Origin of the sequence: Nocardioides sp. Root190 (genome assembly GCF_001428565.1) — a bacterium.
Taxonomy (GTDB): domain Bacteria; phylum Actinomycetota; class Actinomycetes; order Propionibacteriales; family Nocardioidaceae; genus Nocardioides.
Genome location: NZ_LMIA01000014.1, coordinates 154,004 through 179,665, shown reverse-complemented (window position 1 = coordinate 179,665; position 25,662 = coordinate 154,004). Strand labels below are relative to the sequence as shown.

The following is a 25,662-nucleotide window of genomic DNA, read 5'->3' as shown; positions in this document are numbered from 1 at the left end:
CTCGTCAGGGGCCTCATCGCGGGCGGCGTGCCGTCAGGTGGCGCGGCCGACCCGCGAGGTCCCGGTGGTCACGGACCTCGTCCCATCGTCCCTCCCGGCTGAACACCGCCGGTGCCGACTCCCCCTGCGCATCGGCGTGCTCGACGCCCACGACACCGCCGGGACGCAGCAGCACCAGACCGCGATCGGCGATCACGCGGATCGCGTCGAGCCCGTCGTCGCCGGAGAACAGGGCCAGGTGCGGGTCGTGGTCGCGGGCCTCGGGGGCCACCGACTCCCACGCCTCGAGGGGTACGTAGGGCGGGTTGCTGACCAGGACGTCGACCTGTCCGGCGAGCTCGTCGAACGCCGTGGCGAGATCGCCCAGGCGCAGCTCGACGGCCGTGCCGGCCAGGTTGCGTTCGGCCCACGCATGGGCCGCCGGGTCGAGCTCGACCGCGAAGACCCGGGCGTCGGGCACCTCGTCGGCGATGCTGCGGGCGATCACGCCGGAACCCGTGCAGAGGTCGACGACCACCGGCACCTGTCCCGCCGCGATCACCTCGCGGGCCCGGTCGATCGCCCATCCCGCCAGCAGCTCGGTCTCGGGGCGGGGCACGAACACGCCCGGACCGACCTGGACCGAGACGTGTCGGAACCACGCGGTGCCGATCAGGTGCTGGAGGGGCTCGCGGGCCGCTCGTCGGACCACCAGGGCGTCGTACCTGCTGGCGGCCTCGGGGCCGACGTCGGCGACGACCGCGAGCTGACCGCGGGTGGTGCCCAGCACGTGGGCCAGCAACTCGGCTGCGTCGTGATCAGGGCTGGCCACGCCGGCTGCGTCCAGTCGACCGGACGCCTCCCGCACGACCTCGCGCGCGCTCGCCATCACTCCTCCAGCGCGGCGAGCCGGGAGGCCAGGTCGGTCTCGACACAGGAGTCGAGCAGCGACTGCAGGTCCCCGTTGAGCACCTGGTCCAGGTTGTAGGACTTGTAGCCCGTGCGGTGGTCGGAGATCCGGTTCTCCGGATAGTTGTAGGTCCGGATCCGTTCCGAGCGGTCGACCGTGCGTACTTGGCTGCGACGGGCGTCGCTGGCCTCGGCGTCGGCGACGTCCTGGGCGGCCTGCAGCAGCCGGGCGCGCAGGATCCGCATCGCCTGCTCCTTGTTCTGCAGCTGGGACTTCTCGTTCTGGCAGCTCGCCACGATGCCGGAGGGCACGTGGGTGATCCGGACGGCCGAGTCGGTGGTGTTGACGCTCTGCCCGCCCGGCCCCGAGGAGCGGTAGACGTCGATGCGCAGGTCGTTGTCGTTGATCTCGACATCGACCTGCTCGGCCTCGGGCATCACGAGGACACCGGCGGCCGAGGTGTGGATCCGCCCCTGCGACTCGGTGACCGGCACGCGTTGGACGCGGTGCACGCCGCCCTCGAACTTGAGCAGGGCGTACGGCGTCTGGCCGGGCTCGACCGCGCCGCCGGCCTTCACCGCGACGGTCACGGACTTGTAGCCGCCGAGGTCGGACTCGTTGGCGTCGAGGATCTCGACCTTCCAGCCACGGTGCTCCGCGTAGCGGGTGTACATCCGGAGCAGGTCGGCGGCGAACAGCGCGCTCTCCTCGCCCCCCTCCCCCGACTTCACCTCGAGCAGGGCGTCCTTGTCGTCGCCGGGATCGCGTGGGACCAGGAGCCGGCGCAACCGCTCCGCGGTCCGCGACTGCTCGGCGAGGAGGTCGTCGACCTCCGAGGCGAAGGACGGGTCGTCGGCGGAGAGCTCGCGAGCGGCCTGGGCGTCCTCGCCGGCCTGCTGCCAGGCCCGCCAGGTGGCGATGATCGCGTTCAGCTCGGCGTAGCGCCGGTTGAGGGTCCGCGCCAGGCGGGCGTCAGCATGGGTCTCGGGCAGCGCGAGTCGCTCCTCGAGCTCGGCGTGCTCGGAGAGCATGCCTTCGACGGATTCGAACACCCGGCGGATCCCTTCATCGACTTCTGGACCAAATGACGAACGCCGGTCCGCCCCACGAAGGGACAGACCGGCGCTCGGGAGCAGCTACTTCTTGGCTGCCTTGGCGTAGCGCGCCTCGAAGCGGGCCACGCGGCCGCCGGTGTCGAGGATCTTCTGCTTGCCGGTGTAGAACGGGTGGCACTGCGAGCAGACATCGGCGTGCATCGTGCCGGAGGTCGCGGTGCTGCGGGTCGTGAAGCTCGCGCCACAGGTGCAGGTCACCTGGGTCACGACGTAATCGGGGTGGATGTCCTTCTTCATGGCTGTCCTCTCAAAGGGGCCCGGGTCGTCTCGCGGGATGCGGACGTGAACCGGAACCAACATCAGATGGTACGGCGCCGGGGCGCACCATCCCAAACCCTCGGAGTGGGTGCGTTGTTCCCCGGCGCTGGTCGCTGCTCAGCTCCGCTGGAGGCGGGTCAGCAGCTCGTAATTGGTCTGGCTGTTGCGCACCATCCCGAGCACCTGCTCCAGCGCAGCCACGGCGTCCTTGCCGGCGACCTCGCGGCGCAGCCGGTCGAGGACGGCGACCTCCTCGGCACTGAGGAGGAGGTCCTCACGGCGCGTGCGGGATGCCGCCACGTCGATCGCGGGGAAGAGCCCGCGATCGGCGAGCTCGGCGCTGAGCCGCAGGCGCAGGTTGCTGGTGCCGGTGAACTCCTCGAGGATCGCCTCGTCCATCTTCGAGCCCGAGTCGGCCAGGACGGTGGCGAGGATGGTCAGCGACCCGCCGTTCTCGATGTTGCGGGCGGCACCGAAGAACTTCTTCGGCGGGTAGAGCGCCGCTGCGTCCACACCCCCCGGCAGGATCCGGCCGCTCGCGGGTGCCGTGAGGTTGTAGGCACGACCCAGGCGGGTGAGTCCGTCGAGCAGGACGACGACGTCGTGCCCGAGCTCGACGAGCCGCTTGGCCCGCTCGATGGCCAGCTCGGCCATCGTGGTGTGGTCGGCGGCCGGCCGGTCGAAGGTGCTGGCGACGACCTCGCCCTTGACCGCACGCTGGAAGTCGGTGACCTCCTCGGGGCGGGCGTCCACGAGGACCACCATGAGGTGGCTCTCCGGGTTGTTGGCCGACACCGCGTTGGCGATCGCCTGCAGGGTGGCCGTCTTGCCGGCGTCGCTCGGCGACACGACCAGACCGCGCTGGCCCTTGCCGACCGGCGCGAGGAGGTCGATCACCCGACCGGTGACGGCCTCGGAGGTGGTCTCGAGACGGAGCCGGTCCGTCGGGGACACCGGGGTCAGCGCGTCGAACTCGACGCGGTTCTTGGCCTGCTCCGGGTCGACCCCGTTGACGGTCTCGATCCGGACCATCGGGTTGAACTTCTCCCGGCGCTCCCCGTCACGGGGCTGGCGGACCTGACCGGTGATGGCGTCACCGCGACGCAAGCCGTACTTGCGCACCATCGAGAGCGACAGGTACACGTCGTCGACGCCGGCGAGGTAACCACTCGTGCGAACGAAGGCGTAGTTGTCCAGCACGTCGAGGATGCCGGCCGCCGGCACCAGGACGTCGTCCTCGCGGACCTCGGTGTCGGGCTCGCGGGTCGTGCGGTTCGGACGGTCCCGGTCGCGACCGCGGCGCCGGCGGTTGCGACGGCTGCCGCCCTCGCCACCGTCGTCGTCACCGTCGAAGTCGGCGTCGTCCTCGCCAGCACGGGACTGCTCGGGCCTGGGCTCCTGCTTGTTCTGGGCACCCTGCCGGGCCGGGCCCTGCTGGCCGTCCTGCTTGTTCTGGGCTTCCTTGTTCTGGGCGTCCTTGTTCTGGGCGTCCTTGTTCTGCCCGCCCTGCTTGTTCTGGCCACCCTGCTGGGCACCCTGCTTGTTCGGGCCACCCTGCTTGGCCGCGCCCTGCGGGCCGTCCTGCTTGCCCTGGCCGTCCTGCTTGCCCTGGCCGTCCTGCTTGCCCTGGCCGTCCTGCTTGCCCTGGCCGTCCTGCTTGCCCTGGCCGTCCTGCTTGCCCTGTGCACCCTGGCGGCCCTGGCCGCTCTGCTGGGGCTGCTCGCCCTCGGACTGCTCCGGGCTCACCTGCTCCGCCCGGGGGCGCTCGCGTCGAGCCCGCTCGGACCGGGACTGCTGCTCGACCTTGGGGGCCTGGGCCCGGGGCTGCTCGGCCCGGGTCTCGTCGGCCTTCGGCTCGTCGGCCTTGGGGCGATCGGCCTCGGGCTCGTCCGCCTTCGGGCGCTTGGCCTTGGGCTGCTCGGCCCGGGGCTCGTCGGCCTTGGGACGCTCGGCCTCGGGCTCGCTCGTGGGAGCAGACGCGCCCTGGCCCGACTGGCCGGACTGGCCGGACTGGGCCGACTTGATGGCGTCGACGAGCGCTGCCTTCTTCATGCTCCCCGCGCCGGGGATGCCCATGCCGCCGGCCATTGCCTTGAGGTCGGCGAGCAGCATGGAGTTGAGTCCACCGGCGCGCTTCTTGGGCGCCTTCTCCGCAACGGCCCCGTTCGGGGCGTCGCCGGAGGCAGTGGAGTCGAGAGTCTCGGTCACGTGAGTCCTTCCCACGGATTGAACGCACGTCCCGGGTCCGATGGACCTGAACGGAACGGCATCTGGATGGAGCCCGGCACGACCTGACCGACCGGAGGATGTCCGATCGGAGCCAGCTGCCCCGGAGAACGGGCGCCTCGAAGAGGACGCCGCGCGTCGACAAGTGCAACGCGATCGTCAATGTACCACCGGCCGCGCCGGCGGGACCTCAACCCGCCGAGACGCCTTCGCCACTCACAGCGAGCGCGTGGACGCCCCAGCCGTCGGGGCAGCGCGCGAGCAGGCCGGCCGTGGTCGGCGTACCGGTTCCGTCGGCGAACGCGAGCACGGTCGGTCCGGCGCCCGAGACGACGGCAGCGACTCCGTCGGCGCGCAGTTCCTCGACGAGGGCCAGGCTCTGCGGCATCGCCGGGCGACGGTACTCCTGGTGCAACCGGTCCTGGGTGGCGCGGAGCAGGTGCTCGGGGCTGCCCGAGAGGGCCGCGACGAGCAGCGCCGCTCGACCCGCGTTGGTCGCGGCGTCCGCGTGCGGGACCTCGCTCGGGAGCAGGCCGCGGGCAGCATCGGTCGACACGGGCGTGGCGGGAACGAAGACGACGGCGCTGACCCGCGGATCGACACTGCCGGGAACGGCCCAGAAGGTGCCGTCGGCGTCCTGGCCGGAGATGACGAACCCGCCGAGCAGGGCAGGCGCCACGTTGTCGGGGTGTCCCTCCATCTGGGCGGCGAGGTCGAGCAGACCGTCATCGTCGAGCAGGAGACGCCCGCCGGCCACCAGCTCGCGGGCCAGCCAGACGCCGCCGACGATCGCCGCCGACGAGGACCCGAGGCCGCGGGCGTGCGGGATCACGTTGGTGCAGCTCAGCCGGAGGCCGGAGGGCTGCTGGCCGAGTCGCTCGAAGGTGGCACGCATCGCACGCACCACCAGGTGCGACTCGTCGAGCGGGACGTCGTCGGCTCCGTGCCCCTCGACCTCGACGACGAGACCACCCGGGGTGACCTCGGCCTCGAGGGTGTCGCGGAGGTCCAGGGCGAGACCGAGGGTGTCGAAACCCGGCCCGAGGTTGGCCGAGGTCGCCGGAACGGTGACCCGGACCGGGCCGTCCACGAAGGTCATCGGGTTCAGAGGCCCGCGGCAGCAGCAGCGGCGTCGACGTCGGCGTCGACGACGGTGTCCGGCAGCACCAGTCCGTCCAGCGCCGTGGCGATGTCCTTCAGGCCGTGACCGGTGACCGTGATCGCCACCGTCGTGCCCCGGTAGGACTCCCCCGCGGCGAGCTCGGCGAGCAGACCGGCGACGCCGGCGGCCGAGGCGGGCTCGACGAACACGCCGTCGCGGGCGGCGAGCTCCTTCTGGGCGGCGAGGATCTGCGCGTCCGACAGGGCCGCGAAGCGGCCACCGGACTCGTCCCGCGCCGCCTCCGCGAGCTTCCACGAGGCGGGGTTGCCGATCCGGATCGCGGTGGCCCGGGTCTCCGGGTCGGGGAAGGGCTCGCCGGTCACCAGGGGTGCCGCGCCCTCGGCCTGGAAGCCACGCATGACCGGCTTGCGCGTCGCGCGGCCCAGGGCGGCGTACTGCGTGTAGCCGAGCCAGTACGCCGAGATGTTGCCCGCGTTGCCGACCGGCAGCAGGTGGAAGTCGGGGGCGTCTCCCAGGAAGTCGACGATCTCGAAGGCGGCGGTCTTCTGGCCTTCGAGTCGGTACGGGTTGACGGAGTTGACCAGGGCGACGGGGTACTTCCACGCCATCTCGCGTGCCATCCGCAGGCAGTCGTCGAAGTTGCCGCGCACCTGGATGACCTGCGAGCCGTGGAGCACCGCCTGCGCCATCTTGCCCGCGGAGATCTTGCCCTCGGGCACGAGCACGATCGGCGTGACGCCTGCCTTGGCGGCGTACGCAGCCATCGACGCGGAGGTGTTGCCGGTCGAGGCGCACACGACGGCCTTCGCGCCCTCGTGCACCGCGACGGACAGCGCTGTGGTCATGCCGCGGTCCTTGAAGGAACCGGTCGGGTTGTTGCCCTCGACCTTGAGCCAGACCTCGGCACCCGTCAGCCCGGACAGCCAGCCCGAGTGGACCAGGGGCGTCCCGCCCTCACGCAGGGTCACCGCCGGGGTGTCCTGCGGGATGTCGAGGAGCTCGCGGTACTCCTCGATGACGCCGCGCCACTGTCCGTTCGCCGTGCTCATGCTCATTCTTCGGTTCCTTCGACGCGCATCACCGAGGTGACCTCGCGCACGATGTCCATGCCTCGCAGCGCCTCGACGGTCGCGGCCAGCGCCGCATCCGTCGCCTCGTGCGAGACCACGACGAGCTGGGCGTCGTTGCCCCGGCCCTCCTGGCGAACGGTCTGGATCGAGACGCCGTGCTCGGCGAACGCCAGGGCGACCGAGGCGAGCACGCCCGCGCGGTCGTCGACGTCGATCGCGACGTGGTAGCGGGTGCGGGTCTCCCCCATCGGCAGCACCGCACGGTCGGCGTACGCCGACTCGCCGACGCCGCGCGTGCCCTGGCGGTGGTTGCGGGCGACGGTGACCAGGTCCCCGAGGACGGCACTCGCGGTGGGCGCGCCGCCGGCGCCCGGGCCGTAGAACATCAGCTGGCCGGCGGCCTCGGACTCGACGAAGACCGCGTTGTAGGCCTCCCGGACGCTGGCCAGAGGGTGCGACCTCGGGATCATCGCCGGGTGCACCCGCACGCTCACGCCCGACTCGTCGCCCGGGTGCGCACCCGGGACGAGCTCGGCGATCGCGAGCAGCTTGACGACGCTGCCCATCTCGCGGGCGGAACGGACGTCGGCCGCAGTGACCTCGGTGATGCCCTCACGGTGCACATCTGCCGCGGTGACACGGGAGTGGAAGGCGAGACTGGCCAGGATCGCTGCCTTGGCCGCGGCGTCGAAGCCCTCGACGTCCGCCGTCGGGTCGGCCTCGGCGTACCCCAGGGCCTGTGCCTCCTCGAGCGCGTCGGCGAAGCCGCTGCCGAGGGTGTCCATCTTGTCGAGGATGAAGTTGGTGGTGCCGTTGACGATGCCCAGGACGCGGGTCACCTTGTCGCCGGCGAGGGACTCGCGCAGCGGGCGGAGGATCGGGATCGCTCCCGCCACGGCAGCCTCGTAGTAGAGGTCGCGGCCTGCCTTCTCGGCGGCCTCGAAGAGCGTGGGTCCGTCCTCGGCGAGCAGCGCCTTGTTGGCCGTGACCACCGACGCGCCGTTCTCGAGCGCGGAGAGGATCAGCGAGCGGGCAGGTTCGATCCCGCCGATCACCTCGATGACCAGGTCGATGTCGTCGCGGGCGACGAGGGCAGCGGCGTCGGTGGTGAGCAGGTCTGCCGGGACCTCGACCTCGCGAGGAGCGTCGAGACGACGTACGGCGACGCCGGCGAGCTCGACACGGGCGCCCACCCGGGCCGCCAGGTCGTCGGCCTGCTCGCCGAGGAGTCGCACCACCTGCGACCCGACGGAACCACAGCCGAGGACGGCAACCTTGAGGGGACTGTTCACGCGGAAACTGTATCGGCGCGGCGGTCGGGACCGGTCACGGCCGGCTGTACGCGGACAGCCGGGGTCGGCCTCACGGCGCCGAGGAGAGCGCTTCGGGCGAGATTCCCCCGTCGCCGCGGGCCTCCACGGCATAGACCGGCAGCTCGCCACGCCCCGCCCCGCCGTCCTCGATCTCCGTGGCACGGGTCCGGCCGACGACCTGCCACCGGCCGTCGGGGCCCTGCCGCGACACCTTGAACTCGACCCCGGCGGGTCCGCTCCACCGCACGTGGACCGCTCCGTCCGCGGCGCGGGTGGCGACCACCGAGGTCGGCGCGGCCGGCACGGCAACCGGAGCCATCGGAGCGACCGGAGCGACCGGGGCGGCAGGCGCGACCGGGGCGGCAGGCGCGACCGGGGCAACCGGCGCGACCGGTGGAGCGGGCTGAGGAGTCGGCGCCGGAGCGGCGGCCTGTCCGGTCCGCGCCTCGACGGAGGTCCGGCCGGCCTGGAGCGCGACGACGACGTACTCCGGCATCGCGCCGGAGGGAGCGCCGCCGTCCTCGATCCCGAGCTCGCCGGTGCGACCGACGACCCGGGCCGTTCCGTCCGCCTCGACCCGGGCGACGCGGTACGTCACGCCGGAGGTGCCCGATGCCTGCCACGCAACCACCACCGCACCCGAAGGGCCACGGGTGGCCCGGACGCGCGACGGCGGGTGGAGGGGCATCGCGGCGAGGGCCTCGAGGGCCGCGGGGTGGCTCGGCCACCGGTCCAGGACGGCGGCCAGTGCCGCGGCCGGATCGGCGGCGGCCCGCGCGGACTCGACGTCACGGTCGGCCTGCACGACCTCGCGCCTCGCGCGGTCCAGCTCCGCCTCGGCGGACTGCAGCCCGGCAGGTGCGGGCAGGTCGGCTGCGGTCCGGCACAGGTCGGTCAGGTGCTCGACCGCCTCGGCGAAGCGCCGGGCACCGAGCGCCGTCGCTGCGGCCCGCCAGCGGAGCTCCGCCTCGCGCACCGCCCGGTCGACCTCGTCGGCGACCGCTCGCAGCGGCGTTGCTGCCGCGGGGTCACGGGTCGCACCCGCCTGCGCCACGAGTCGTCGCGCCTCCAGCAGGCGCCCTCGACGAAGTGCCGCCCGCGCCTCCCGGAGCACGCCTTCCCAGGAGCGGTCGTGGCCCGGCTGGCCCGGCTGGCCCGGGTGCGTCGTCGGTCGGGAGCGTCCGGCGTCGCGCCGTGGCTCGACCACGGTGCCCAGCTCGGCGGCGATCGAGGCGAGCAGCTCGCTGGCCCGCCCCGGGTCCAGGCCGAGCGACACCGCCTCGCCGTACAAGTGGTCGTGGTCGTCGGCAACGAGCCGGTCCTCGACCAGCACCGCGGCGCGCACCCGGGGCCGGAGCTTCTCGCGGACGTCCTCGACGACGGCGTCGAGGTAGGCGTCACGCACGATCGGTCCGGCCTCGAGCAGGTCAGCCACGTGCACCATCAGCTCGTCGGCGACGGCCCGGATGCGCAGGGGCGGCAGCTCGCGGCATCGGGCCCGCCAGCCCTCGGCCCGGAAGGCGACCTCGGCGTCGTCGGCGCCGGGGTCGAGCCCCAGCAGTGCGAAGAGGGTCGGCGGCGGTGGCTGCTCCTGCAGCCGTCCGAACTCGTCGAGGAGGTCGCGGACCTGCTGTCGGCGGTGGTCGCTGACGAGTGGCGCCCGGGCCGGCGCGGGCGGCAGCGGCGCCGGCGCGACGTCGACGACGCGGTGTCGTCGCAGGCGGGTACGGACCTCGTCGGGCGAGAGCCCGCCGAGGGCACCGACCTCCACCAACCCCTCGACCTTGTCGCGGGGGATGCCCCCGTGGCGCTGCACGAGACGAGCGACGGCGTCGTCGAGCAGGTGAAAGCGCGCGGCGTCACGGCCCTCGCGGTGCGACCGGATCTGGGTGGCCATGGACTCGCGGGTCCGCCGGTCCACCAGGTCGGCGCGGTTCACGTCGTGCGCCGCGACCAGCTGGCCGACGAGGGTGCCGTACTTCGGATGGTCGCGCTGGCGCTGCCAGAAGCCCCACACCTCGTCGACCTGGGCCTCGACCTCGCGGTCGTGCCACCTGCCGACGTCCTCGAGGGGAAGGTCGTAGAGCTCGAACAGGTCAGCAGTCTCCGGACCACCACGGCGGTGCACGGAGGCGAGGACCCGCTTGCGGTAGTCGTTGCCGTCGAACGGCGGCCGATGACTCCTCATGACGGCCTCAGGCGTCGCGGCGCCGGGTGCGCTGCAGCTGGTCGCGCTCACGCGCCACCTCCGCCTGCGACAGCGTCGCGCCGGTCTGGGCCGTGAGCGTCAGCGGCAGGGCCGCGTCGACGTGATGGGCGAACACGGTGAGGAGACCGTCGAAGCCCATCGTGAAGTGGACCCGGATCTCGCTGCCCTCGTCGTACCCGGGCGGGATCCCCTCGATCTTGCCGGCGATGAGCAGCTTGGTGTCCTGGACCCGGATCGACTCGGCCTGGCTCTGCTGCTCGACGATCCGGATCTCGATGGCGTCCTGGTCGCGACGGACCGTGCCGAAGGAGCGCTGCACGTTGATCGGGAGGTGGTCGTTGCGGTGCACCAGCCACACGGCTTCGAGCTCACCGGTCATCGGGTTCGCGGCCAGCACGCCGAAGCCGCGCGACACGACGGTGTCGACCTTGATGTCGATCGAGCGGCGCACCTGGGCGAGCGGGAGACCCAGGGCGTCCGCGGCCCGTCGGCACGCGGCGTCGAGCTCGGCGGGCGGTGCGTCCTCGAGGAGCTCGGCGGCGCGCAGGTGACCGCGGGTGACGAGGTCACCGGTGACCATCCGCTCGAGCTCCTTCTTCGCGCCGTAGAGCGCGGCCCCCTTGGCGACAGCGAGATCCGGGTCGTGGAGCTCGGGAGCGAGGCCGAGCTCCGACCTCAGTGCCTTCTCGACCATCGGCATCCGCGACGAGCCACCGACCATCAGCACCCGACCGACGCTGCCGACGCCGCGCTTGCCGGCGGCTTCGAGGCAGGAGCGGGTGAGGTCGATCGTGCGCCTCATCAACGCCGAGGTCATGTCCTCGAGCTCGGCGCGGGTCAGCGTGATCGTCGATCGGGCACCGTCGTGGGCGACGACGACCTCGGTCGACTCGCGGTCGGAGAGCTCGCGCTTGGCGCGCTCGGCCGCGATGACGAGCTCCTGGGCGCCGGCCGAGTCGTCCAGCGGGTCCTCGGCGTCGGGGTTCTCGGCGCAGAAGCGCCGGGCGAGGTGGAGGCAGATCCGCTCGTCCCAGTCCGCGCCACCGAGCTGGTGGTCACCGTCGACGGAAAGGACCGAGATCCGGCGGTCGGCCAGCTCGATCACGGTGGCGTCGAAGGTGCCGCCGCCGAGGTCGTAGACGAGCACCGTCTCGTAGGCGCCGTCCGGGCCGTCCTTGGTCATCGTCGGCGCCCCGTCCAGCCGACCGAAGCCGTAGGACAGTGCTGCTGCGATCGGCTCCGAGAGGACGTCGACCACGTCGAGGCCGGCGTACGTCCCGGCCAGGATCGTCGCGCGGCGCTCCTCGTCCCCGAAGTACGCCGGGACGGTGATCACCGCAGAGACGACGGGCTCCCCGGACCCGAAGGACGCGTCCTCGCAGAGCGACTTGAGGATCAGCGAGGACACCGCGGCCGCCGACCAGCTCCGGCCGTGGGAGACGAAGCGCCACTCGGAGTCACCCATCCGGCGCTTGACCAGCGCGCACACGTGGTCGGGATCGAGCCGCGCCTGGCGGCGGGCTCCCTCGCCGACGAGGTGCTCGCGGTCCGAGGCGAACAGCACCACCGAGGGCACCGTTGCTTCACCGGTCATGCCGACCAGCACCTCGGGTCGGCCGTCGCGGTCGGAGCGCGCGATGGCTGAGCAGGTGGTTCCGAGATCGATTCCGTGGACGGCCACGGGCGCGAGCGTACCTGCCACTCATGCGCGCCGCCCTAGGCTTCGCACATGTCCGAACCGTCACCGCAGGACCTCGTCGACGCCATCACCGACGTCGGGCGGATCGTGGCCCGCCAGGGCGCCAGCCTGGATCGTCTGCTCGACGACAGCCGGGCCGCGGCCGCCCGCGCCCGTGCCGGTGCCGATGTCCCGCTCCTGGTGGACCTGCTCGCCCTCCACCGCGACGCGTCCGCGTGCGCTGCGACGGCGCGCTCGCGCCGGGAGCGCGATGCCTTCGGTGCCATCGCCTCCGGTCTGGAGCGACTGGTCGAGGGACGAGGTGGCCGGCTCGTCGTCCCCGCCGACGGCGCCGCGTTCGACGCCGCCTCGATGGACGCCGTCGAGGTCGAGGCGACCGACGACGCCGAGGCGGACCGGACCGTCGCCGCCGTCCTCGAGCCGGGGCTGTGGCTGACCGAGCTCGACCGGTCGGCTCGGCCCGCCCGCGTCGTCGTACGACGCCTCAGGGACTGACCCGCAGCACCACCTTGCCGAGCGCGGCCCTGGTCTCCAGGGCCCGGTGCGCCTCGGCAGCGTCAGCCAGCGCGAGGACCGTGCCCGGCCAGGGGACGCGGCTGCCGTCGACCGCCGCCGCGAGGGCCTCCTTCTCGAACTCGGCCAGCCGCGACATCAGCGCCGGCCCGAGGAGGTCGACGATGGGCCGGTCCGGGGCGTCGTACCCCTCGACGTCGCCGGAGAATCGGACCGTCCGTCCTCTTGGTTCGAGCATCGTGTGGATCAGGCGGGGCACCTCGCCGCCGACGCCGTCGAGCAGGACGGTCAGTCGCGGCTCCGCCGTGCGGAGCCGGGCGGCCCACACCGGGTCGCGGTAGTCGATTGCGGTGTCCACACCGAACCCACGCACGACCTCGAGCTTGTGACCGCTCGCCAGGCCGACGGTGCGGGCGCCGGCGTTGCGGGCACCCTGGACGAGCAGCGTGCCGAGCCCACCGGCCGCCGAGGTGATCACCACGACGTCGTCGGCGGTGATCGCTGCGTGGTCGAGGATGCCGGCCGCGGTGCGTCCGGTGCCGATGGCGGCGACCGCCGTCGCGGCGTCGAGACCGTCCGGGATGTCGTGCAGCCGTCCCACCTCGACGAGCGCGAGCTCGGCATAGCCCCCGCGCGCACCCGGCCCGAGGTGGGCGACCACCCGTCGCCCGAGCCACGAGCCGTCGACGGCGTCGCCGAGCCGGTCGACGAGACCGGCGACCTCCCGCCCCGGGACCATCGGCAGGTCCGGGAGGGGCATCGTGGGGAAGGCCGTGCCTGCCCGGATCGAGGTGTCGATGAGGTGGACGCCCGCGGCCTCGACCGCGACCCGGACCTGACCCGGGCCGGGCTCAGGGTCGGGCAGCTCCTCGAGACGCAGGACGGAGGCAGGACCGAACTCGTGGTGACGGATCGCTTTCATGGCACCATCCGACAACCTCAACTATTGTTGAGGTCAATGACTGACCAGAACCGGGAGATCCGCTCCCACGACCTGACGCCCGGGGAGGTCGCGCACCGGGCCGGGGTGGCGGTGTCCGCACTCCACTTCTACGAGCGCGAAGGACTGATCACCAGCATTCGCACCGTCGGCAACCAGCGTCGCTACCACCGCGACGTGCTGCGCCGGATCGCCTTCGTGCGGGTCTCGCAGGGCGTCGGGGTGTCCCTGTCCGCGATCCGTGACGCACTGGCGACGCTGCCCGAGGGCAGGACCCCCACCAAGGCGGACTGGTCGCGACTGTCCCGGTCATGGCGCAGCGACCTCGACGACCGGATCGCGCGGCTGGAGAAGCTGCGCGACACCCTCGACGACTGCATCGGCTGCGGCTGTCTGTCGATGCGATCGTGTGCGCTGGCCAACCCGGGCGACGTACTGCGCCAGCACGGCCCGGGAGCTGTCCGGCTCGCGTGACCGCAGCACGTCCACCCCGCGTGCCAGGACGTGCGCTGGCAAGGCCGAGGAGCGAAGGCGACCTTTGAGCGGAGCGGTCGTCGAGCGACGAGAACGCCGCCAGCGTGCGTCCTGGGACGCGGGGTCAGCCGAGGTCGGTGGCGAGGAGGTCGTCCTCGGTCTCGCGGCGGACGATCACCCGCGCCTCGCCGTTCCTGACCGCCACGACGGGCGGCCGCAGGGCGTGGTTGTAGTTCGACGCCATCGAGCGGCCGTAGGCACCCGTCGCAGGCACGGCGACCAGGTCACCGGGCGCCACGTCGCCCGGCAGGAACTCGTCCTTGACCACGATGTCGCCCGACTCGCAGTGCTTGCCGACCACGCGGGCCAGCACCGGCTCGGCGGAGGAGGACCGGGAGGCGAGCGTGCAGGAGTAGTCGGCGTCGTACAGCGCAGGGCGGATGTTGTCGCTCATGCCGCCGTCGACGGAGACATAGGTGCGTGCGGCGCCACCGTCGAGGGTGACCTCCTTGACCGTGCCGACGGTGTAGACCGTGCACATCGCGGGCCCGACGATCGCGCGGCCGGGCTCGATGGACAGGTGCGGGACGTCGATGCCGAGCACAGCGCACTCCCCCGTCACGATCTTGGTGATCTGGGTGGCGAGCACCGCGGGATCGGTCGGGTCGTCCTGGGTCGTGTACGCGATGCCGAACCCGCCACCGAGGTCGAGCTCCGGCATGACGTGGGTCAGCTCGTCGGCGATGCGGGCGTGCAGCGCGAGCACGCGACGACCGGCGACCTCCCACCCGGAGGTGTCGAAGATCTGCGAGCCGATGTGGCTGTGCAGCCCGCGGAGCTCGAGACCGTCCTGGGCGAGCACCCGGGCGGCCGCCTCGAAGGCGTGGCCCGAGGCGATCGAGAAGCCGAACTTCTGGTCCTCGTGCGCCGTGGCGATGAACTCGTGGGTGTGGGCCTCGACGCCGGCCGTCACCCGGATCATCACGCCCTGGGTCACACCGAGCTGACGGGCGATGTCGGCGACCCGGTCGATCTCGTGGAAGGAGTCGACGATGATCCGGCCGACACCGGCGTCGACGGCGCGGCGGAGCTCCATCGCGGTCTTGTTGTTGCCGTGGTAGCCGACGCGGGCCGGGTCCACGCCCGCACGCAGCGCCACCGACAGCTCGCCGTTGCTGCACACGTCGAGGCACAGACCCTCCTCCGCCACCCACCGGGCGACGGCGACGCTGAGGAACGCCTTGCCGGCGTAGTAGATGTCGTAGCCCGCGAAGCCTTCACGGAAGGCCCGCGCCCGCTGGCGGAAGTCGTCCTCGTCGAGGATGTAGGCCGGGGTGTTGACGTCGGCCACCAGGTCCGGGATCGGCAGGCCGCCGATGTGCAGCACGCCGTTCTCGTCCTTGCGTGCCGAGGAGGACCACAGGACGGGAACGAGCGCGTTGACGTCACCCGGCTCGCGCAGCCAGTGCGGGGAGGTCCCGGCGTAGTCGCCCGGCGGTACCCGGCCGCTCACATCCGCTCCGGTGCGGACACGCCGAGCAGGTCGAGACCGTTGGCGATCACGGTCCGGGTGGCCTTGACCAGCAGCAGCCGAGCGAGGTTGGCCGCCGAGACGGGCTCGTCGCCCTGCGGCAGCATCCGGCACTCCTTGGTGTCGTACCACTTGTTGAACACCGAGGCGGTGTCCTCCAGGTAGCGCGCGATCCGGTGCGGCTCACGGAGCTCGGCGGCGCTGGCGACGACGCGGGGGTACTCCGCCAGCGCCCGCAGCAGGTCGCCGTCGCGCTCATGGTCGAGCAGCGAGGCTTCGAAGACGTCCTCGCCGGGCATCTCCATGCCCAGGTCGGCTGCGTTCGCCATCATCCGGCAGGTCCGGGCGTGGGCGTACTGGACGTAGTAGACCGGGTTGTCGTTGGACTGCTTGGTGATCTCGACGACGTCGAGCACCAGCGGCGAGTCGGCCGGGTAGCGAGCGAGCGAGTAGCGCAGCGCGTCGACGCCGATCTCCTCGGCCAGCTCGTCGAGGGTCACGATGGTGCCGGCGCGCTTGGAGAGCTTGAGCTCCTGGCCGTCCTGCAGGATCTTGACCAGCTGCCCGATCAGCACGTTCAGCGTGAGGTCGGGGTCGTCGCCGACGCACGCAGCCATGGCGCGCAGCCGGCCGACGTAGCCGTGGTGGTCGGCGCCCAGCAGGTAGATGCAGTGGTCGAAGCCCCGCGCCCTCTTGTTGAGGTAGTAGGCCGTGTCGGAGGCGAAGTAGGTCAGCTCGCCGTCGGACTTGATGAGCACCCGGTTCTTGTCGTCGCCGAAGTCGGTGGTGCGCATCCAGAGCGCCCCACCCTCCTCGTAGACGTGGCCGAGCTCCTTGAGCCGCTCGAGGGTGTTCGGGACGCCGCCGGTCTCCTGACCCTCCTCGTGCAGCGAGAGCTCGGAGAACCACACGTCGAAGTGGGTGTTGAAGCCGTCGAGCTGGGCCTGCTGCTCGGCGAGCTGGAGCTCGTAGCCCTTGGCCCGTACGGCGGCCCGCCGCTCGTCCGCCGGCAGCGCGAAGATGCCGGGGCTCGCGGCCTCGACCGCCTTCGCGAGCTCGTCGATGTACTCCCCGGCGTAGCCGTCCTCGGGCTTCGGCTCCCCGAGGGCCGAGGCGATGATCGAGTCGGCGAAGTGGTTCATCTGCACGCCGCGGTCGTTGATGTAGAACTCACGCGTCACCTCGGCACCGGCGGCACTGAGCACTCGGCCGATCGCGTCGCCGAGCACTGCCCACCGGGTGTGGCCCAGGTGCAGCGGACCGGTCGGGTTGGCCGAGATGAACTCGACGTTGATCTTCTGGCCCGCGACCGTGTCCGTGTGGCCGTACGACGCGCCGGCAGCGACGACCTCGGCGGCCACCTTGCCCTGCGCGCCCGCCTCGACCGAGATGTTGAGGAACCCGGGACCGGCCACCTCGACGCCCGCGATGCCGTCGGCCTGCTCGAGCTGCTGGGCGAGGAGCTCACCGAACGCACGCGGGTTCGTGCCCGCCTTCTTGGCCAGCTGGAGAGCAACATTGGTCGCGTAGTCGCCATGGCCCTTCTGCCGGGGTCGCTCCACCGTGACCTCCGCCGGGACGCCGTCGGGAAGGGTCAGGGCGCCGTCGTCGACGAGCGCGGTGAGCGCCGCGACGATGGTCGTGGAGAGCTGGGCAGGAGTCACTCCCGAAGGGTATCGATGGAGTCCGGTTTCTCTCGCACCGATATCGCCCGGTAGTGTTCGGCATCGCGCCGCTGAGCTCGTCTCGGCGGTATGCCTCCGTAGCTCAGGGGATAGAGCACTGGTTTCCGGTACCAGGTGTCGCAGGTTCGAATCCTGCCGGAGGCACTCTGTCTTTTTGCAGGCCTTCGGGCTCGTGGGCCAGGTCGAGGTCAGGCCTCTGGAGTGCCGACGGGTTCCTCGCGCCGCACCACGCACGCCAGCTCCCGGATGGCCTGCTGGAGGGCGGTGAGCTGCTCGATGCCCTGGGGGTCGTAGGGCCAGCCCTCCTCGAAGGCCTCGTCGACGACGGCCTGGGCGAGCTCCTCGATCTCCTCGAGGTGGGTGAGGCGGCCGAGGGCGGGCGAGTCGCCGAGGACGGCGGGGACCTTGCGGACCTTCACCACGTCGCGGACCTTCACCGAGACGACGCCGTCGACCTGGCCGGGCTCGGCGAGGACGGTCAGCTCGACGCGCTTGGGGGTCAGGCCCACGACGAAGCCGGCGACGGGGTCACCCTGACGGAGCACGAGCCGCACGTGGCGCTGCTTCTCCTCGGCGGCCTCGAGTCGCTCCACGACCTTCGCGCGCCCGGCGCGATCGGAGGAGCGCGAACGGTTCTTCTTCCGGGACCGGCGGGTCTTCTTCGTCACCCGGCCCATCGTGCCGTGCCGGGCAACGACCCGCCACCGATTCGGGCCAGCGGGTCGCCGTACCCTCACCTCGTGCCACCCGACGCGCCCGACTCCCCCGACTCGTCCAGCTCTCCTGCCACGGTCACGATCCACACCGACGGCTCGTGCCTGGGCAATCCGGGGCCGGGCGGATGGGGTGCGGTCCTGCGCTACGGCCGGCACGAACTGGACCTGCACGGCGGCGAGCTCGACACGACCAACAACCGGATGGAGCTGATGGCGGCCATCCAGGCGCTGGAGACGCTCAGCCGGCGCTCCACCGTCGATCTCCACACGGACAGCAGCTACGTCCGCAACGGGATCATGTCGTGGGTCGCGAAGTGGAAGGCCAACGGCTGGCGGACGGCCGCGAAGGCGCCGGTGAAGAACGAGGACCTGTGGCGGCGCCTGGACGCCGTGGCAACGCAGCACGACGTCACCTGGCACTGGGTCAAGGGCCACGCCGGCGACCCGGGCAACGAGCGCGCGGACGCCCTCGCCGGCCAGGGCGCACGCGAGGCCCGGGACGGCTGGTCGTCGATCAGCAGCGCTTGATGGTCGCGTCCTTGCGGGCGTCGTTGCCGTAGCGCCGCGCCACCGACCGGTCGGGGAGGACGACGCTCGCACCGTTGATGCTCGCTCCCCTGCCGGGCAGGACGCACGTGGTCACCTTCGTCGGGTCGACCTGCGCGATCGCCTGGGCGACCCGGAACAGCTCGGCCGGCGAGACGCCCCGGGTGTGCAGGTGCCTCATCACGCTGATCACGCCACCCTCGATGAACCCGGGCTCGGCGGCCCGCTCGGCGACCCGGCGCTGGATGCCGCGGATCACCCGCTGCTGGTTGGCCGACCGATCGAAGTCGCCACGCGGCAGCGACTTGCGCACCCGGGCGAACTCGACTGCCTTCATGCCGTTGAGCTTCACCTTCCCGGCGGGCCACCCCTTCGGGTGCAGGCTCGAGTCGGAGAAGGCGCGTGGATTGGTGACCGTGATGCCACCGATGCTCCGGATCAGGTCGGCCAGGCCGCTGAAGGTCGCGACCACGACGTAGTCGGGCTGCACGCCGAGCAGGTTGCCGACGGCCTTGCCGAGGAGCTGGGGACCGCCGAAGTACATCGCGGCGTTGACCCGGTTCGATCCCAGCCCGGGGAGCTCGACCCAGCTGTCCCTGGGGATGCCGATCGCCGTCGCCGCACCGGTCCGGGTGCTGATGCCGACCATCTGCAGCGCGTCCGCGCGGGTCCGCAGCGGATCCTCGCGCGGGCGGGCGTCCGAGCCGGCGGCCAGCACCCAGATCACGTCCGGGTCGACGTCGACGGCTTCCGCCTTGTCGATCTTGACCAGGGTGAAGTGGGTGGGTGCCGGCGCACTGTCGGGTACGACGAGCGCCACGACTCCCAGCAGGAGGGCGAGGACAGCGGTCCGGATCACCTGGCGCACCTCAGGCTCCTTCCTGGCCGCGGGCGAGATCGAAGCCGAAGACCTGCCAGCCCTCGGCGGTGGGGGTGAGCAGGAGTCGCCCGGAGACGACGTCGGTGCGATCGCCGTCGAGGACGAGGCGGACCCTGACCCGGGCCGTCGCCCCGACCGGCCGCCCCTTGGGGGCGGCCACGTCGACGCGGACCACCCGCTCGACGAGCTCGACCTCTCCGAGGTCGGCTCCGAGGTCGGCATTGGTCAGCACCGCGGACCGCTTCTCGGCAAGGGCTCTCGCGTCCTCGGTGAAACCTGAGAACCCGTCGCCGAAATCGGTGCGCGGGTAGTCCCCGCCGAGGCCGCCGTCGATCCAGCTGTCCACGACGGCGGTGACTTCTGTCACGACGGACTGGGCGGCGGCGGTGTCGAGGCGGCCCTGGACCTTGCCGAGGGCGGCGTCGGTGTCGACCGGCTCGACCGCTTCGGAGGCGGTGGAGGTCGGTTCGACCGACGGCTCCTCGCCGGCGTCGGAGCACCCTCCCAGAGCGGCCATCGTCACGATCGCAAGGGTCACGGACATGCCCGGACGGGTTCGTTCGCGGCCACTTCCTGCGCGTCGTACTGGTGCTCTCCGCATCGCCTGCGCCCCCATTCGGTCACGCCCTGCAAACCCACTCCGATGTCTGTTGCGCAACACCCTGCCTCAAAGGGTGACCGGGGGGCGGTATTTGCTTCGGCATGGGACTAGCCTTGGCCGTCGACAACCGCCCGCTACCGGCGGCGGGGCGGCAACAGCTCATCGGAAGAGGCGAAGCACGTCGTGACGCAGTCGTCAGACAAGTCCCACGGATCAACCGAGCCAGGCGGGTTCGGAGCCAACGAGTGGCTCGTGGAGGAGATGAAGGAGCGGTTCGACGCGGACCCCTCCAGCGTCGACGCCGCCTGGGCGACGTACTTCAAGGGATCGGGGTCGAACGGTTCGACGACGACCGCCGCTGCCGCTCCGGCAGCTCCTGCAGCCGCCGCTGCCCCGGCCGCCACGAAGGCGGCCACCCCGGCTCCTGCTGCAGCCCCGGCAGCTCCGGCGAGCCAGGCGGCTCAGGCCACGGCCACTCCCACGCCCAAGGCCACGCCTGCCCCGCAGGTGAGCCCGGCCTCCTCCACCACCCCGACGCCGCCCACGGCCGAGTCGGACAAGCCGACGCCCAAGGACGCTCCGCGCCCGGCACCGGTCACCGCGAGTGACGAGCCGACCCTGACCGTCCTCCGCGGCATCCCCGCGGCGACGGCCAAGAACATGGACCTCTCGCTGTCCGTGCCGACGGCCACCTCGGTCCGCAACATCCCGGTCAAGCTCCTCTGGGACAACCGGATCGTCATCAACAGCCACCTCAAGCGCGCCCGCGGCGGCAAGGTGTCCTTCACCCACCTCATCGGCTACGCCATCATCAAGGCGATCAAGGCGCAGCCGGCGATGAACAACACCTTCGACGAGATCGACGGCAAGCCGACGATGGTCGCTCCGGCGCACATCAACCTCGGCCTGGCGATCGACCAGGTCAAGAAGGACGGCACGCGCCAGCTCGTCGCGCCGTCCATCAAGGCCTGCGAGTCGATGGACTTCGCGCAGTTCTGGACGGCGTACGAGGAGATCGTGCGCAAGGCCAAGGACAACAAGCTGACCATGGAGGACTACTCCGGTACGACGGTCAGCCTCACCAACGTGGGTGGCCTGGGCACCAACAACTCCGTGCCGCGCCTGATGCAGGGCCAGGCCGCGATCATCGGTGTCGGCTCGATGGACCACCCGCCTGAGTTCCAGGGCGCGTCCGAGGAGACGATCGCGCGCAACGCGATCTCGCGCATCATGACGATGACCTCGACCTACGACCACCGCGTGATCCAGGGTGCCCAGTCGGGCGAGTTCCTCGGCCAGGTGCACAAGTACATCCTCGGCCAGGACGGTTTCTACGACGAGATCTTCCGTGCCCTGCGGATCCCCTACGAGCCGATCCGCTGGAACTCCGACGTCGCGACGTCGCACGACGACGAGATCGACAAGCAGGCCCGGATCCTCGAGCTGATCCACGCCTACCGGGTCCGCGGTCACCTGATGGCCGACACCGACCCGCTGGAGTACAAGCAGCGCAGCCACCCGGACCTCCGGATCGAGTCGCACGGCCTGACGCTGTGGGACCTCGACCGCGAGTTCCCGACCGGCTCCTTCGGCGGGGGCGACCGCCGCTTCATGAAGCTGCGCCACATCCTGGGCATCCTGCGTGACTCCTACTGCCGCACCACCGGCATCGAGTACATGCACATCATGGACCCGGAGCAGCGCCGCTGGATCCAGGAGCGCGTCGAGCAGCCGCACACCAAGCCGCCTCGCGAGGAGCAGCTGCGGATCCTGCTCAAACTCAACCAGGCCGAGGCCTTCGAAACCTTCCTGCAGACCAAGTTCGTCGGCCAGAAGCGCTTCAGCCTCGAGGGCGGTGAGACCACGGTCCCCGTCGTCGACGAGATCGCGGAGGCCGCCGCCCAGGTCGGGCTCGACGAGGTCGCGATCGGCATGGCCCACCGTGGCCGCCTCAACATCCTGGCCAACATCGTCGGCAAGTCCTACAACCAGATCTTCCGCGAGTTCGAGGGCAACATCGACCCGCGCACGGTCCAGGGCTCCGGGGACGTGAAGTACCACCTCGGCGCCGAGGGTGCCTTCATCGCGGGCACCGGCGAGACCATCAAGGTCTCCGTCGCCGCGAACCCCTCGCACCTCGAGACGGTCGACCCGGTGCTCGAGGGCATCGCCCGCGCCAAGCAGGACGTGCTCAACCAGGGAGAGAAGTTCCCGGTCCTGCCGGTCCTCCTCCACGGTGACGCGGCCTTCGCCGGCCAGGGCGTCGTGGCCGAGACGCTCAACCTCTCGCAGCTGCGCGGCTACCGCACGGGCGGCACGATCCACCTGGTCATCAACAACCAGGTCGGCTTCACCACCTCGCCGGGCTCGTCGCGCTCCACGCTCTACTGCACCGACGTCGCCCGGATGGTGCAGGCGCCGATCTTCCACGTCAACGGTGACGACCCGGAGGCCTGCATCCGCGTCGCGCGGCTGGCCTTCGAGTACCGCCAGACGTTCAAGAGCGACGTCGTCATCGACCTCGTCTGCTACCGCCGCCGCGGTCACAACGAGGGCGACGACCCGTCGTACACGCAGCCGCTGATGTACGACCTGATCGAGCAGAAGCGCTCGGTGCGCAAGCTCTACACCGAGTCCCTCATCGGTCGTGGCGACATCACGATCGAGGAGGCCGAGCAGGTCCTGCGCGACTACCAGCTCCAGCTGGAGCGGGTCTTCACCGAGGTCCGCGAGGCCGACACGAAGCCCGACGAGTGGACCACCGTCCCGGACTACCCGGACAAGCCCGACGGCGAGACCGAGACCGCGGTGAGCCGCGAGGTCCTCAAGCGGATCTCCGACGCCTACGTCTCGCCGCCGGACGGCTTCACCGTCCACCCGAAGGTGATGCCGCAGCTCCAGCGCAGGGCCGCGGCGATCACCGACGGCCCGATCGACTGGGGCACCGGCGAGATCCTCGCCTTCGGCTCGCTGCTCATGGAGGGTCGTCCGGTGCGCCTGGCCGGCCAGGACTCGCGACGCGGCACGTTCGTGTCGCGCTTCGCGACGGTCATCGACCGTCACAACGCCGACGAGTGGACGCCGCTGGCCAACCTCACCGAGGACCAGGCCAAGTTCCACGTCTACGACAGCCTGCTCTCGGAGTACGCCGCGCTCGGGTTCGAGTACGGCTACTCGGTGGCGCGCCCCGAGGCCCTGGTCCTCTGGGAGGCCCAGTTCGGCGACTTCGTCAACGGCGCCCAGTCGGTCATCGACGAGTACATCTCCGCGGGCAAGACCAAGTGGGGCCAGGACTCCGGCGTCGTGCTGCTGCTGCCGCACGGCTACGAGGGCCAGGGGGCCGACCACTCCTCCGCGCGCATCGAGCGCTTCCTCACCCTGTGCGCCGACGAGGCGATGGTGGTGGCCCAGCCGTCCTGCCCCGCGTCGTACTTCCACCTGCTGCGCCAGCACTCGCTGGGCGGCGAGCACAAGCCGCTCATCGTGTTCACGCCCAAGTCGATGCTGAAGCGCAAGGAGGCCGCGTCGCAGCCCGACGACTTCACCACCGGCTCCTTCCGTGCCGTGATCAGCGACGACAAGGTGGACCCGTCCGAGGTGGGCACCGTCCTGCTGGTGTCGGGCCGTCTCACCTGGGACCTCGTGGTCGAGCGTCAGAAGACGAACCGCGACGACGTCGCGATCGTCCGGGTCGAGCAGCTCTACCCGTGGCCGGTCGAGGAGATCCGGGCCGAGCTCGACAAGTACCCCGGCGCCAAGGTCAAGTGGGTCCAGGACGAGCCGTTCAACCAGGGTCCGTGGCCGTCGTACCACCTCAACGTGATCCCGCAGCTGGGACGCGAGATCGAGCCGATCACCCGGGCCTCCTCCTCCACCACGGCGGTCGGCACGGCCAAGCGTCACCTCGAAGAGGCACGCGTGCTGATCGACAAGGCCTTCAGCTGAGATGTACTTCACCGACCGAGGGATCGAGGAGCTCGAGAAGCGCCGAGGTGACGACGAGGTCACCCTGGCGTGGCTCAGCGAGCGGTTGAGCGAGTTCGTCGACATCCACCCGGACTTCGAGGTCCCGATCGAGCGCTTCGCCACCTGGCTGGCCCGGCTCGACGACCCGGAGGACTGAGCGCCACTCGAGCACCACCGCGACGGGCCCCGGAGGAGATCACTCCCCTCCGGGGCCCGTTCCGCGTCTCCGGACGCGCTGACCACTAGTGTCTGCCCGGTGAGCGAGGGACACATCGACTACGCAGCCTGGGGCGAGCGGTTCTTCGCCTCGGCCGTCACGGCCGAACGGGTGCTGGCGGGCGTGAACGTGCTGTCCGGGCGGCCGATCGACGTCGGCCCGATCGGTGTCGGCCCCGGTCGCATCGCCAAGGTGAGGGCGACCGGTCAGATCGGCACCGCGACCGGCCAGCGGGTCGGCGGCGAGCCGGTCACGTTCCACGTCGACCTGCCGGTCGCGCTGAAATTCAGCATCGACCTCGGCATGGACAAGCAGAACTTCGACGCCGACATCACCCTGCCCCTGGTGATCAGTGCCCACGCGCGCGACGACCTCGCGATCGAGCTCGAGGTGACGCCGCCGCAGGCCGCCCAGGTGACCGTGCGGCTCAAGGCCCAGGGACTGCGCGCCTCACTGACCAGCAAGGCCGCCAACGTCGAGGGCGAGCTGCGCCGGTTCGTGGCGAAGTACGTCGCCCGCGAGCTCACCCAGCCCTACGTCCGCGCCGCCACGCTGATCGACGTGGGCGCGGCGATCGAGCGTGCTGCGGCCGGCCTCGGGCCGCGCGAGAGCAGCCCGATCGCGGACGAGCTCACCGACGGACTTCCGGCCGCCTTGGAGGCCGAGATCGAACACACCGCCCAGCTGTTCGTCGAGGACGGCACGGGCACGAGCGGAGCACAGGAATGACGTCCTACCCCCCGGCACCGTGGCACATGCACGGGTCGCTCTGGCTCTCGGTCTTCCGCCTGCGCGAGGACGTCGACGAGCGGCACCCGGCCGGCAACTACGGCGTGGCGCTCGTGTCCTACGACGACCCGAGCCCGCTGACCTACCACGAGCTCCTGGTGGCCCGGACGACGAAGAACCGCGCCGGCAAGGGCGCGGTCTCCATCACCGACATCTGGGTCGACTCCGAGATCTCGCAGGCCGGCGGTCGCGAGCTGTGGGCGATCCCGAAGCAGCTCTGCGACTTCGACATGGACAGCAGCTTCCGTGGTCCGGTGACCTCGACCGACTGGACGGCGACCTACGAGCGCCGCCCGATCGCAGAGGCGCACTTCACCGACGTGTCCCGCGCCGCCGTACGCGTGCCCTTCACCGGCCTCGTCGAGCAGCCCGGCATCGCCGAGCACCCGGAGACGGCAGACGTGGTCATGAAGGGCAACGCCAAGGCACTCCCCTGCCGCGCCCGTTGGTCCTTCGCGAGCGAGGGTCCGCTGGGCTTCATGAACCAGGCCCGGCAGCTCGGGTCGTTCCGGATGGCGGGCTTCCGGCTGGCGTTCGACTGACGTCTGGTTCCGAATTGATGCGGTTTGGTCCCAAACCGCAGCAATTCGGCCCCGCAGCATGCGGTTTGGGACCAAACCGCAGGTCCGGCTACTCGGCGTCGAGGTCCTGCTCGACCAGCGCGGCGATCGCCGCCACGTCGCTCTCGACCTCGCCGGACACCTCGACCCGGTCGCCGTTCCCGGCGCCCAGCGTCATGATCATCAGCGCCGAGCTGGCGTCGACGCCCTCGTCGCCGGGGATCGCGATCAGGACCTCGGAGCCGAGCTCCTCGGCTGCCTCGGAGATGATCGCGGCGGGACGGGCGTGCAGGCCGACGGCGGAGCCGACGGTGACGGTCACGGTGTGCATGGATGGTTCCT

At 71.4% G+C, this 25,662-nt stretch carries 23 protein-coding genes and 1 tRNA gene; 8 read left to right on the top strand and 16 right to left on the bottom strand.

The window, feature by feature from the left end; translation table 11 throughout:
* Nucleotides 1-13: 13 nt before the first annotated feature.
* The 9 genes from prmC to ASE01_RS23555 all read right to left on the bottom strand — a co-directional run bounded on the left by prmC (nt 14) and on the right by ASE01_RS23555 (nt 11,884).
* Entirely contained in the window at nt 14-868 is an 855-nt protein-coding gene (gene prmC, locus ASE01_RS23595) for a peptide chain release factor N(5)-glutamine methyltransferase (RefSeq protein WP_056758738.1), read from the bottom strand.
* Entirely contained in the window at nt 868-1,941 is a 1,074-nt protein-coding gene (gene prfA / locus ASE01_RS23590) for a peptide chain release factor 1 (protein ID WP_056758736.1), read from the bottom strand. Before prfA ends, prmC begins: the two co-directional genes overlap by 1 nt.
* A gap of 84 nt (nt 1,942-2,025) precedes the next feature.
* On the bottom strand, nt 2,026-2,241 hold the full coding sequence (gene rpmE / locus ASE01_RS23585) for a 50S ribosomal protein L31 (RefSeq protein WP_056758733.1): 216 nt from the start codon (nt 2,239-2,241) through the stop codon (nt 2,026-2,028).
* Between the two features lie 138 nt (nt 2,242-2,379).
* Nucleotides 2,380-4,470, bottom strand: a complete 2,091-nt coding sequence (gene rho, locus ASE01_RS23580; RefSeq protein WP_056758730.1) for a transcription termination factor Rho — start codon at nt 4,468-4,470, stop codon at nt 2,380-2,382.
* Nucleotides 4,471-4,678: 208 nt separating this feature from the next.
* Nucleotides 4,679-5,587 (bottom strand): homoserine kinase, encoded by a 909-nt coding sequence (thrB, locus tag ASE01_RS23575; RefSeq protein WP_056758727.1) that lies wholly within the window; start codon nt 5,585-5,587, stop codon nt 4,679-4,681.
* 5 nt (nt 5,588-5,592) lie between these two features.
* Nucleotides 5,593-6,666, bottom strand: a complete 1,074-nt coding sequence (gene thrC, locus ASE01_RS23570; protein ID WP_200958993.1) for a threonine synthase — start codon at nt 6,664-6,666, stop codon at nt 5,593-5,595.
* A complete protein-coding gene (locus ASE01_RS23565; RefSeq protein ID WP_056758723.1) occupies nt 6,663-7,973 on the bottom strand; it encodes a homoserine dehydrogenase in 1,311 nt (436 codons plus the stop codon). The genes thrC and ASE01_RS23565 overlap by 4 nt, the downstream gene beginning before the upstream one ends.
* Before the next feature lie 70 nt (nt 7,974-8,043).
* Nucleotides 8,044-10,233: a hypothetical protein gene (locus ASE01_RS25100; protein ID WP_056758720.1), complete on the bottom strand. Its 2,190-nt coding sequence runs from the start codon at nt 10,231-10,233 to the stop codon at nt 8,044-8,046.
* Nucleotides 10,190-11,884, bottom strand: a complete 1,695-nt coding sequence (locus ASE01_RS23555) for an Hsp70 family protein (RefSeq protein WP_082606357.1) — start codon at nt 11,882-11,884, stop codon at nt 10,190-10,192. The genes ASE01_RS25100 and ASE01_RS23555 overlap by 44 nt, the downstream gene beginning before the upstream one ends.
* Nucleotides 11,885-11,932: 48 nt before the next feature.
* Here ASE01_RS23555 and ASE01_RS23550 point away from each other — a divergent pair, with 48 nt between their 5' ends.
* A complete protein-coding gene (locus ASE01_RS23550; protein ID WP_056758718.1) occupies nt 11,933-12,397 on the top strand; it encodes a hypothetical protein in 465 nt (154 codons plus the stop codon).
* On the opposite strand, the gene ASE01_RS23545 is transcribed toward ASE01_RS23550, so the two are convergent.
* Entirely contained in the window at nt 12,387-13,337 is a 951-nt protein-coding gene (locus ASE01_RS23545; RefSeq protein ID WP_056758716.1) for an alcohol dehydrogenase catalytic domain-containing protein, read from the bottom strand. The two genes, ASE01_RS23550 and ASE01_RS23545, sit on opposite strands and share 11 nt — an antisense overlap.
* Nucleotides 13,338-13,373: 36 nt before the next feature.
* On the opposite strand from ASE01_RS23545, the gene soxR reads away from it, so the two are divergent.
* A complete protein-coding gene (gene soxR / locus ASE01_RS23540) occupies nt 13,374-13,829 on the top strand; it encodes a redox-sensitive transcriptional activator SoxR (protein WP_056758714.1) in 456 nt (151 codons plus the stop codon).
* Between the two features lie 124 nt (nt 13,830-13,953).
* Here the strand turns inward: soxR and lysA are convergent, their stop codons facing one another.
* Complete coding sequence (gene lysA, locus ASE01_RS23535; protein WP_056758710.1) at nt 13,954-15,342, bottom strand: diaminopimelate decarboxylase; 1,389 nt, start codon at nt 15,340-15,342, stop codon at nt 13,954-13,956.
* Entirely contained in the window at nt 15,339-17,024 is a 1,686-nt protein-coding gene (gene argS / locus ASE01_RS23530) for an arginine--tRNA ligase (protein ID WP_056758707.1), read from the bottom strand. Before argS ends, lysA begins: the two co-directional genes overlap by 4 nt.
* A gap of 92 nt (nt 17,025-17,116) precedes the next feature.
* On the opposite strand from argS, the gene ASE01_RS23525 reads away from it, so the two are divergent.
* Nucleotides 17,117-17,189: transfer RNA gene (locus tag ASE01_RS23525), tRNA-Arg, on the top strand.
* A gap of 44 nt (nt 17,190-17,233) precedes the next feature.
* On the opposite strand, the gene ASE01_RS24880 is transcribed toward ASE01_RS23525, so the two are convergent.
* A complete protein-coding gene (locus ASE01_RS24880; protein ID WP_056758704.1) occupies nt 17,234-17,713 on the bottom strand; it encodes a hypothetical protein in 480 nt (159 codons plus the stop codon).
* Nucleotides 17,714-17,785: 72 nt separating this feature from the next.
* Here ASE01_RS24880 and rnhA point away from each other — a divergent pair, with 72 nt between their 5' ends.
* Complete coding sequence (gene rnhA, locus ASE01_RS24875; RefSeq protein ID WP_056758701.1) at nt 17,786-18,289, top strand: ribonuclease HI; 504 nt, start codon at nt 17,786-17,788, stop codon at nt 18,287-18,289.
* Here rnhA and ASE01_RS23510 read toward each other — a convergent pair.
* Both ASE01_RS23510 and ASE01_RS25375 read right to left on the bottom strand, forming a co-directional pair.
* Entirely contained in the window at nt 18,276-19,175 is a 900-nt protein-coding gene (locus tag ASE01_RS23510) for an LCP family protein (RefSeq protein WP_056758698.1), read from the bottom strand. The genes rnhA and ASE01_RS23510 overlap by 14 nt on opposite strands.
* Nucleotide 19,176: 1 nt before the next feature.
* Nucleotides 19,177-19,731, bottom strand: coding sequence for a hypothetical protein (locus tag ASE01_RS25375; RefSeq protein ID WP_056758694.1), 555 nt, complete (start codon nt 19,729-19,731; stop codon nt 19,177-19,179).
* A 240-nt stretch (nt 19,732-19,971) separates the two neighbouring features.
* Between ASE01_RS25375 and ASE01_RS23500 the strand changes: the two genes are divergently transcribed.
* From ASE01_RS23500 to ASE01_RS23490, 4 genes are all read left to right on the top strand, one after another.
* A complete protein-coding gene (locus ASE01_RS23500; protein ID WP_056758690.1) occupies nt 19,972-23,733 on the top strand; it encodes a multifunctional oxoglutarate decarboxylase/oxoglutarate dehydrogenase thiamine pyrophosphate-binding subunit/dihydrolipoyllysine-residue succinyltransferase subunit in 3,762 nt (1,253 codons plus the stop codon).
* A gap of 1 nt (nt 23,734) precedes the next feature.
* A complete protein-coding gene (locus tag ASE01_RS25095; protein WP_157537789.1) occupies nt 23,735-23,911 on the top strand; it encodes a DUF6104 family protein in 177 nt (58 codons plus the stop codon).
* A 99-nt stretch (nt 23,912-24,010) separates the two neighbouring features.
* A complete protein-coding gene (locus ASE01_RS23495) occupies nt 24,011-24,700 on the top strand; it encodes a hypothetical protein (RefSeq protein WP_056758687.1) in 690 nt (229 codons plus the stop codon).
* Nucleotides 24,697-25,302, top strand: coding sequence for an acetoacetate decarboxylase family protein (locus tag ASE01_RS23490; RefSeq protein WP_056758684.1), 606 nt, complete (start codon nt 24,697-24,699; stop codon nt 25,300-25,302). Before ASE01_RS23495 ends, ASE01_RS23490 begins: the two co-directional genes overlap by 4 nt.
* 88 nt (nt 25,303-25,390) lie before the next feature.
* Here ASE01_RS23490 and ASE01_RS23485 read toward each other — a convergent pair whose 3' ends face one another.
* Nucleotides 25,391-25,651 (bottom strand): HPr family phosphocarrier protein, encoded by a 261-nt coding sequence (locus ASE01_RS23485; protein WP_056758681.1) that lies wholly within the window; start codon nt 25,649-25,651, stop codon nt 25,391-25,393.
* Nucleotides 25,652-25,662 lie beyond the last annotated feature (11 nt).

Coding starts and splice junctions, on each gene's coding strand:
- prmC (WP_056758738.1), bottom strand. CDS start 868: ATGGCGAGCGCGCGCGAGGTCGTGCGGGAGGCGTCCGGTCGACTGGAC.
- rpmE (WP_056758733.1), bottom strand. CDS start 2,241: ATGAAGAAGGACATCCACCCCGATTACGTCGTGACCCAGGTGACCTGC.
- thrB (WP_056758727.1), bottom strand. CDS start 5,587: ATGACCTTCGTGGACGGCCCGGTCCGGGTCACCGTTCCGGCGACCTCG.
- thrC (WP_200958993.1), bottom strand. CDS start 6,666: ATGAGCATGAGCACGGCGAACGGACAGTGGCGCGGCGTCATCGAGGAG.
- ASE01_RS23550 (WP_056758718.1), top strand. CDS start 11,933: ATGTCCGAACCGTCACCGCAGGACCTCGTCGACGCCATCACCGACGTC.
- ASE01_RS23545 (WP_056758716.1), bottom strand. CDS start 13,337: ATGAAAGCGATCCGTCACCACGAGTTCGGTCCTGCCTCCGTCCTGCGT.
- soxR (WP_056758714.1), top strand. CDS start 13,374: ATGACTGACCAGAACCGGGAGATCCGCTCCCACGACCTGACGCCCGGG.
- ASE01_RS25375 (WP_056758694.1), bottom strand. CDS start 19,731: ATGTCCGTGACCCTTGCGATCGTGACGATGGCCGCTCTGGGAGGGTGC.
- ASE01_RS25095 (WP_157537789.1), top strand. CDS start 23,735: ATGTACTTCACCGACCGAGGGATCGAGGAGCTCGAGAAGCGCCGAGGT.
- ASE01_RS23490 (WP_056758684.1), top strand. CDS start 24,697: ATGACGTCCTACCCCCCGGCACCGTGGCACATGCACGGGTCGCTCTGG.
- ASE01_RS23485 (WP_056758681.1), bottom strand. CDS start 25,651: ATGCACACCGTGACCGTCACCGTCGGCTCCGCCGTCGGCCTGCACGCC.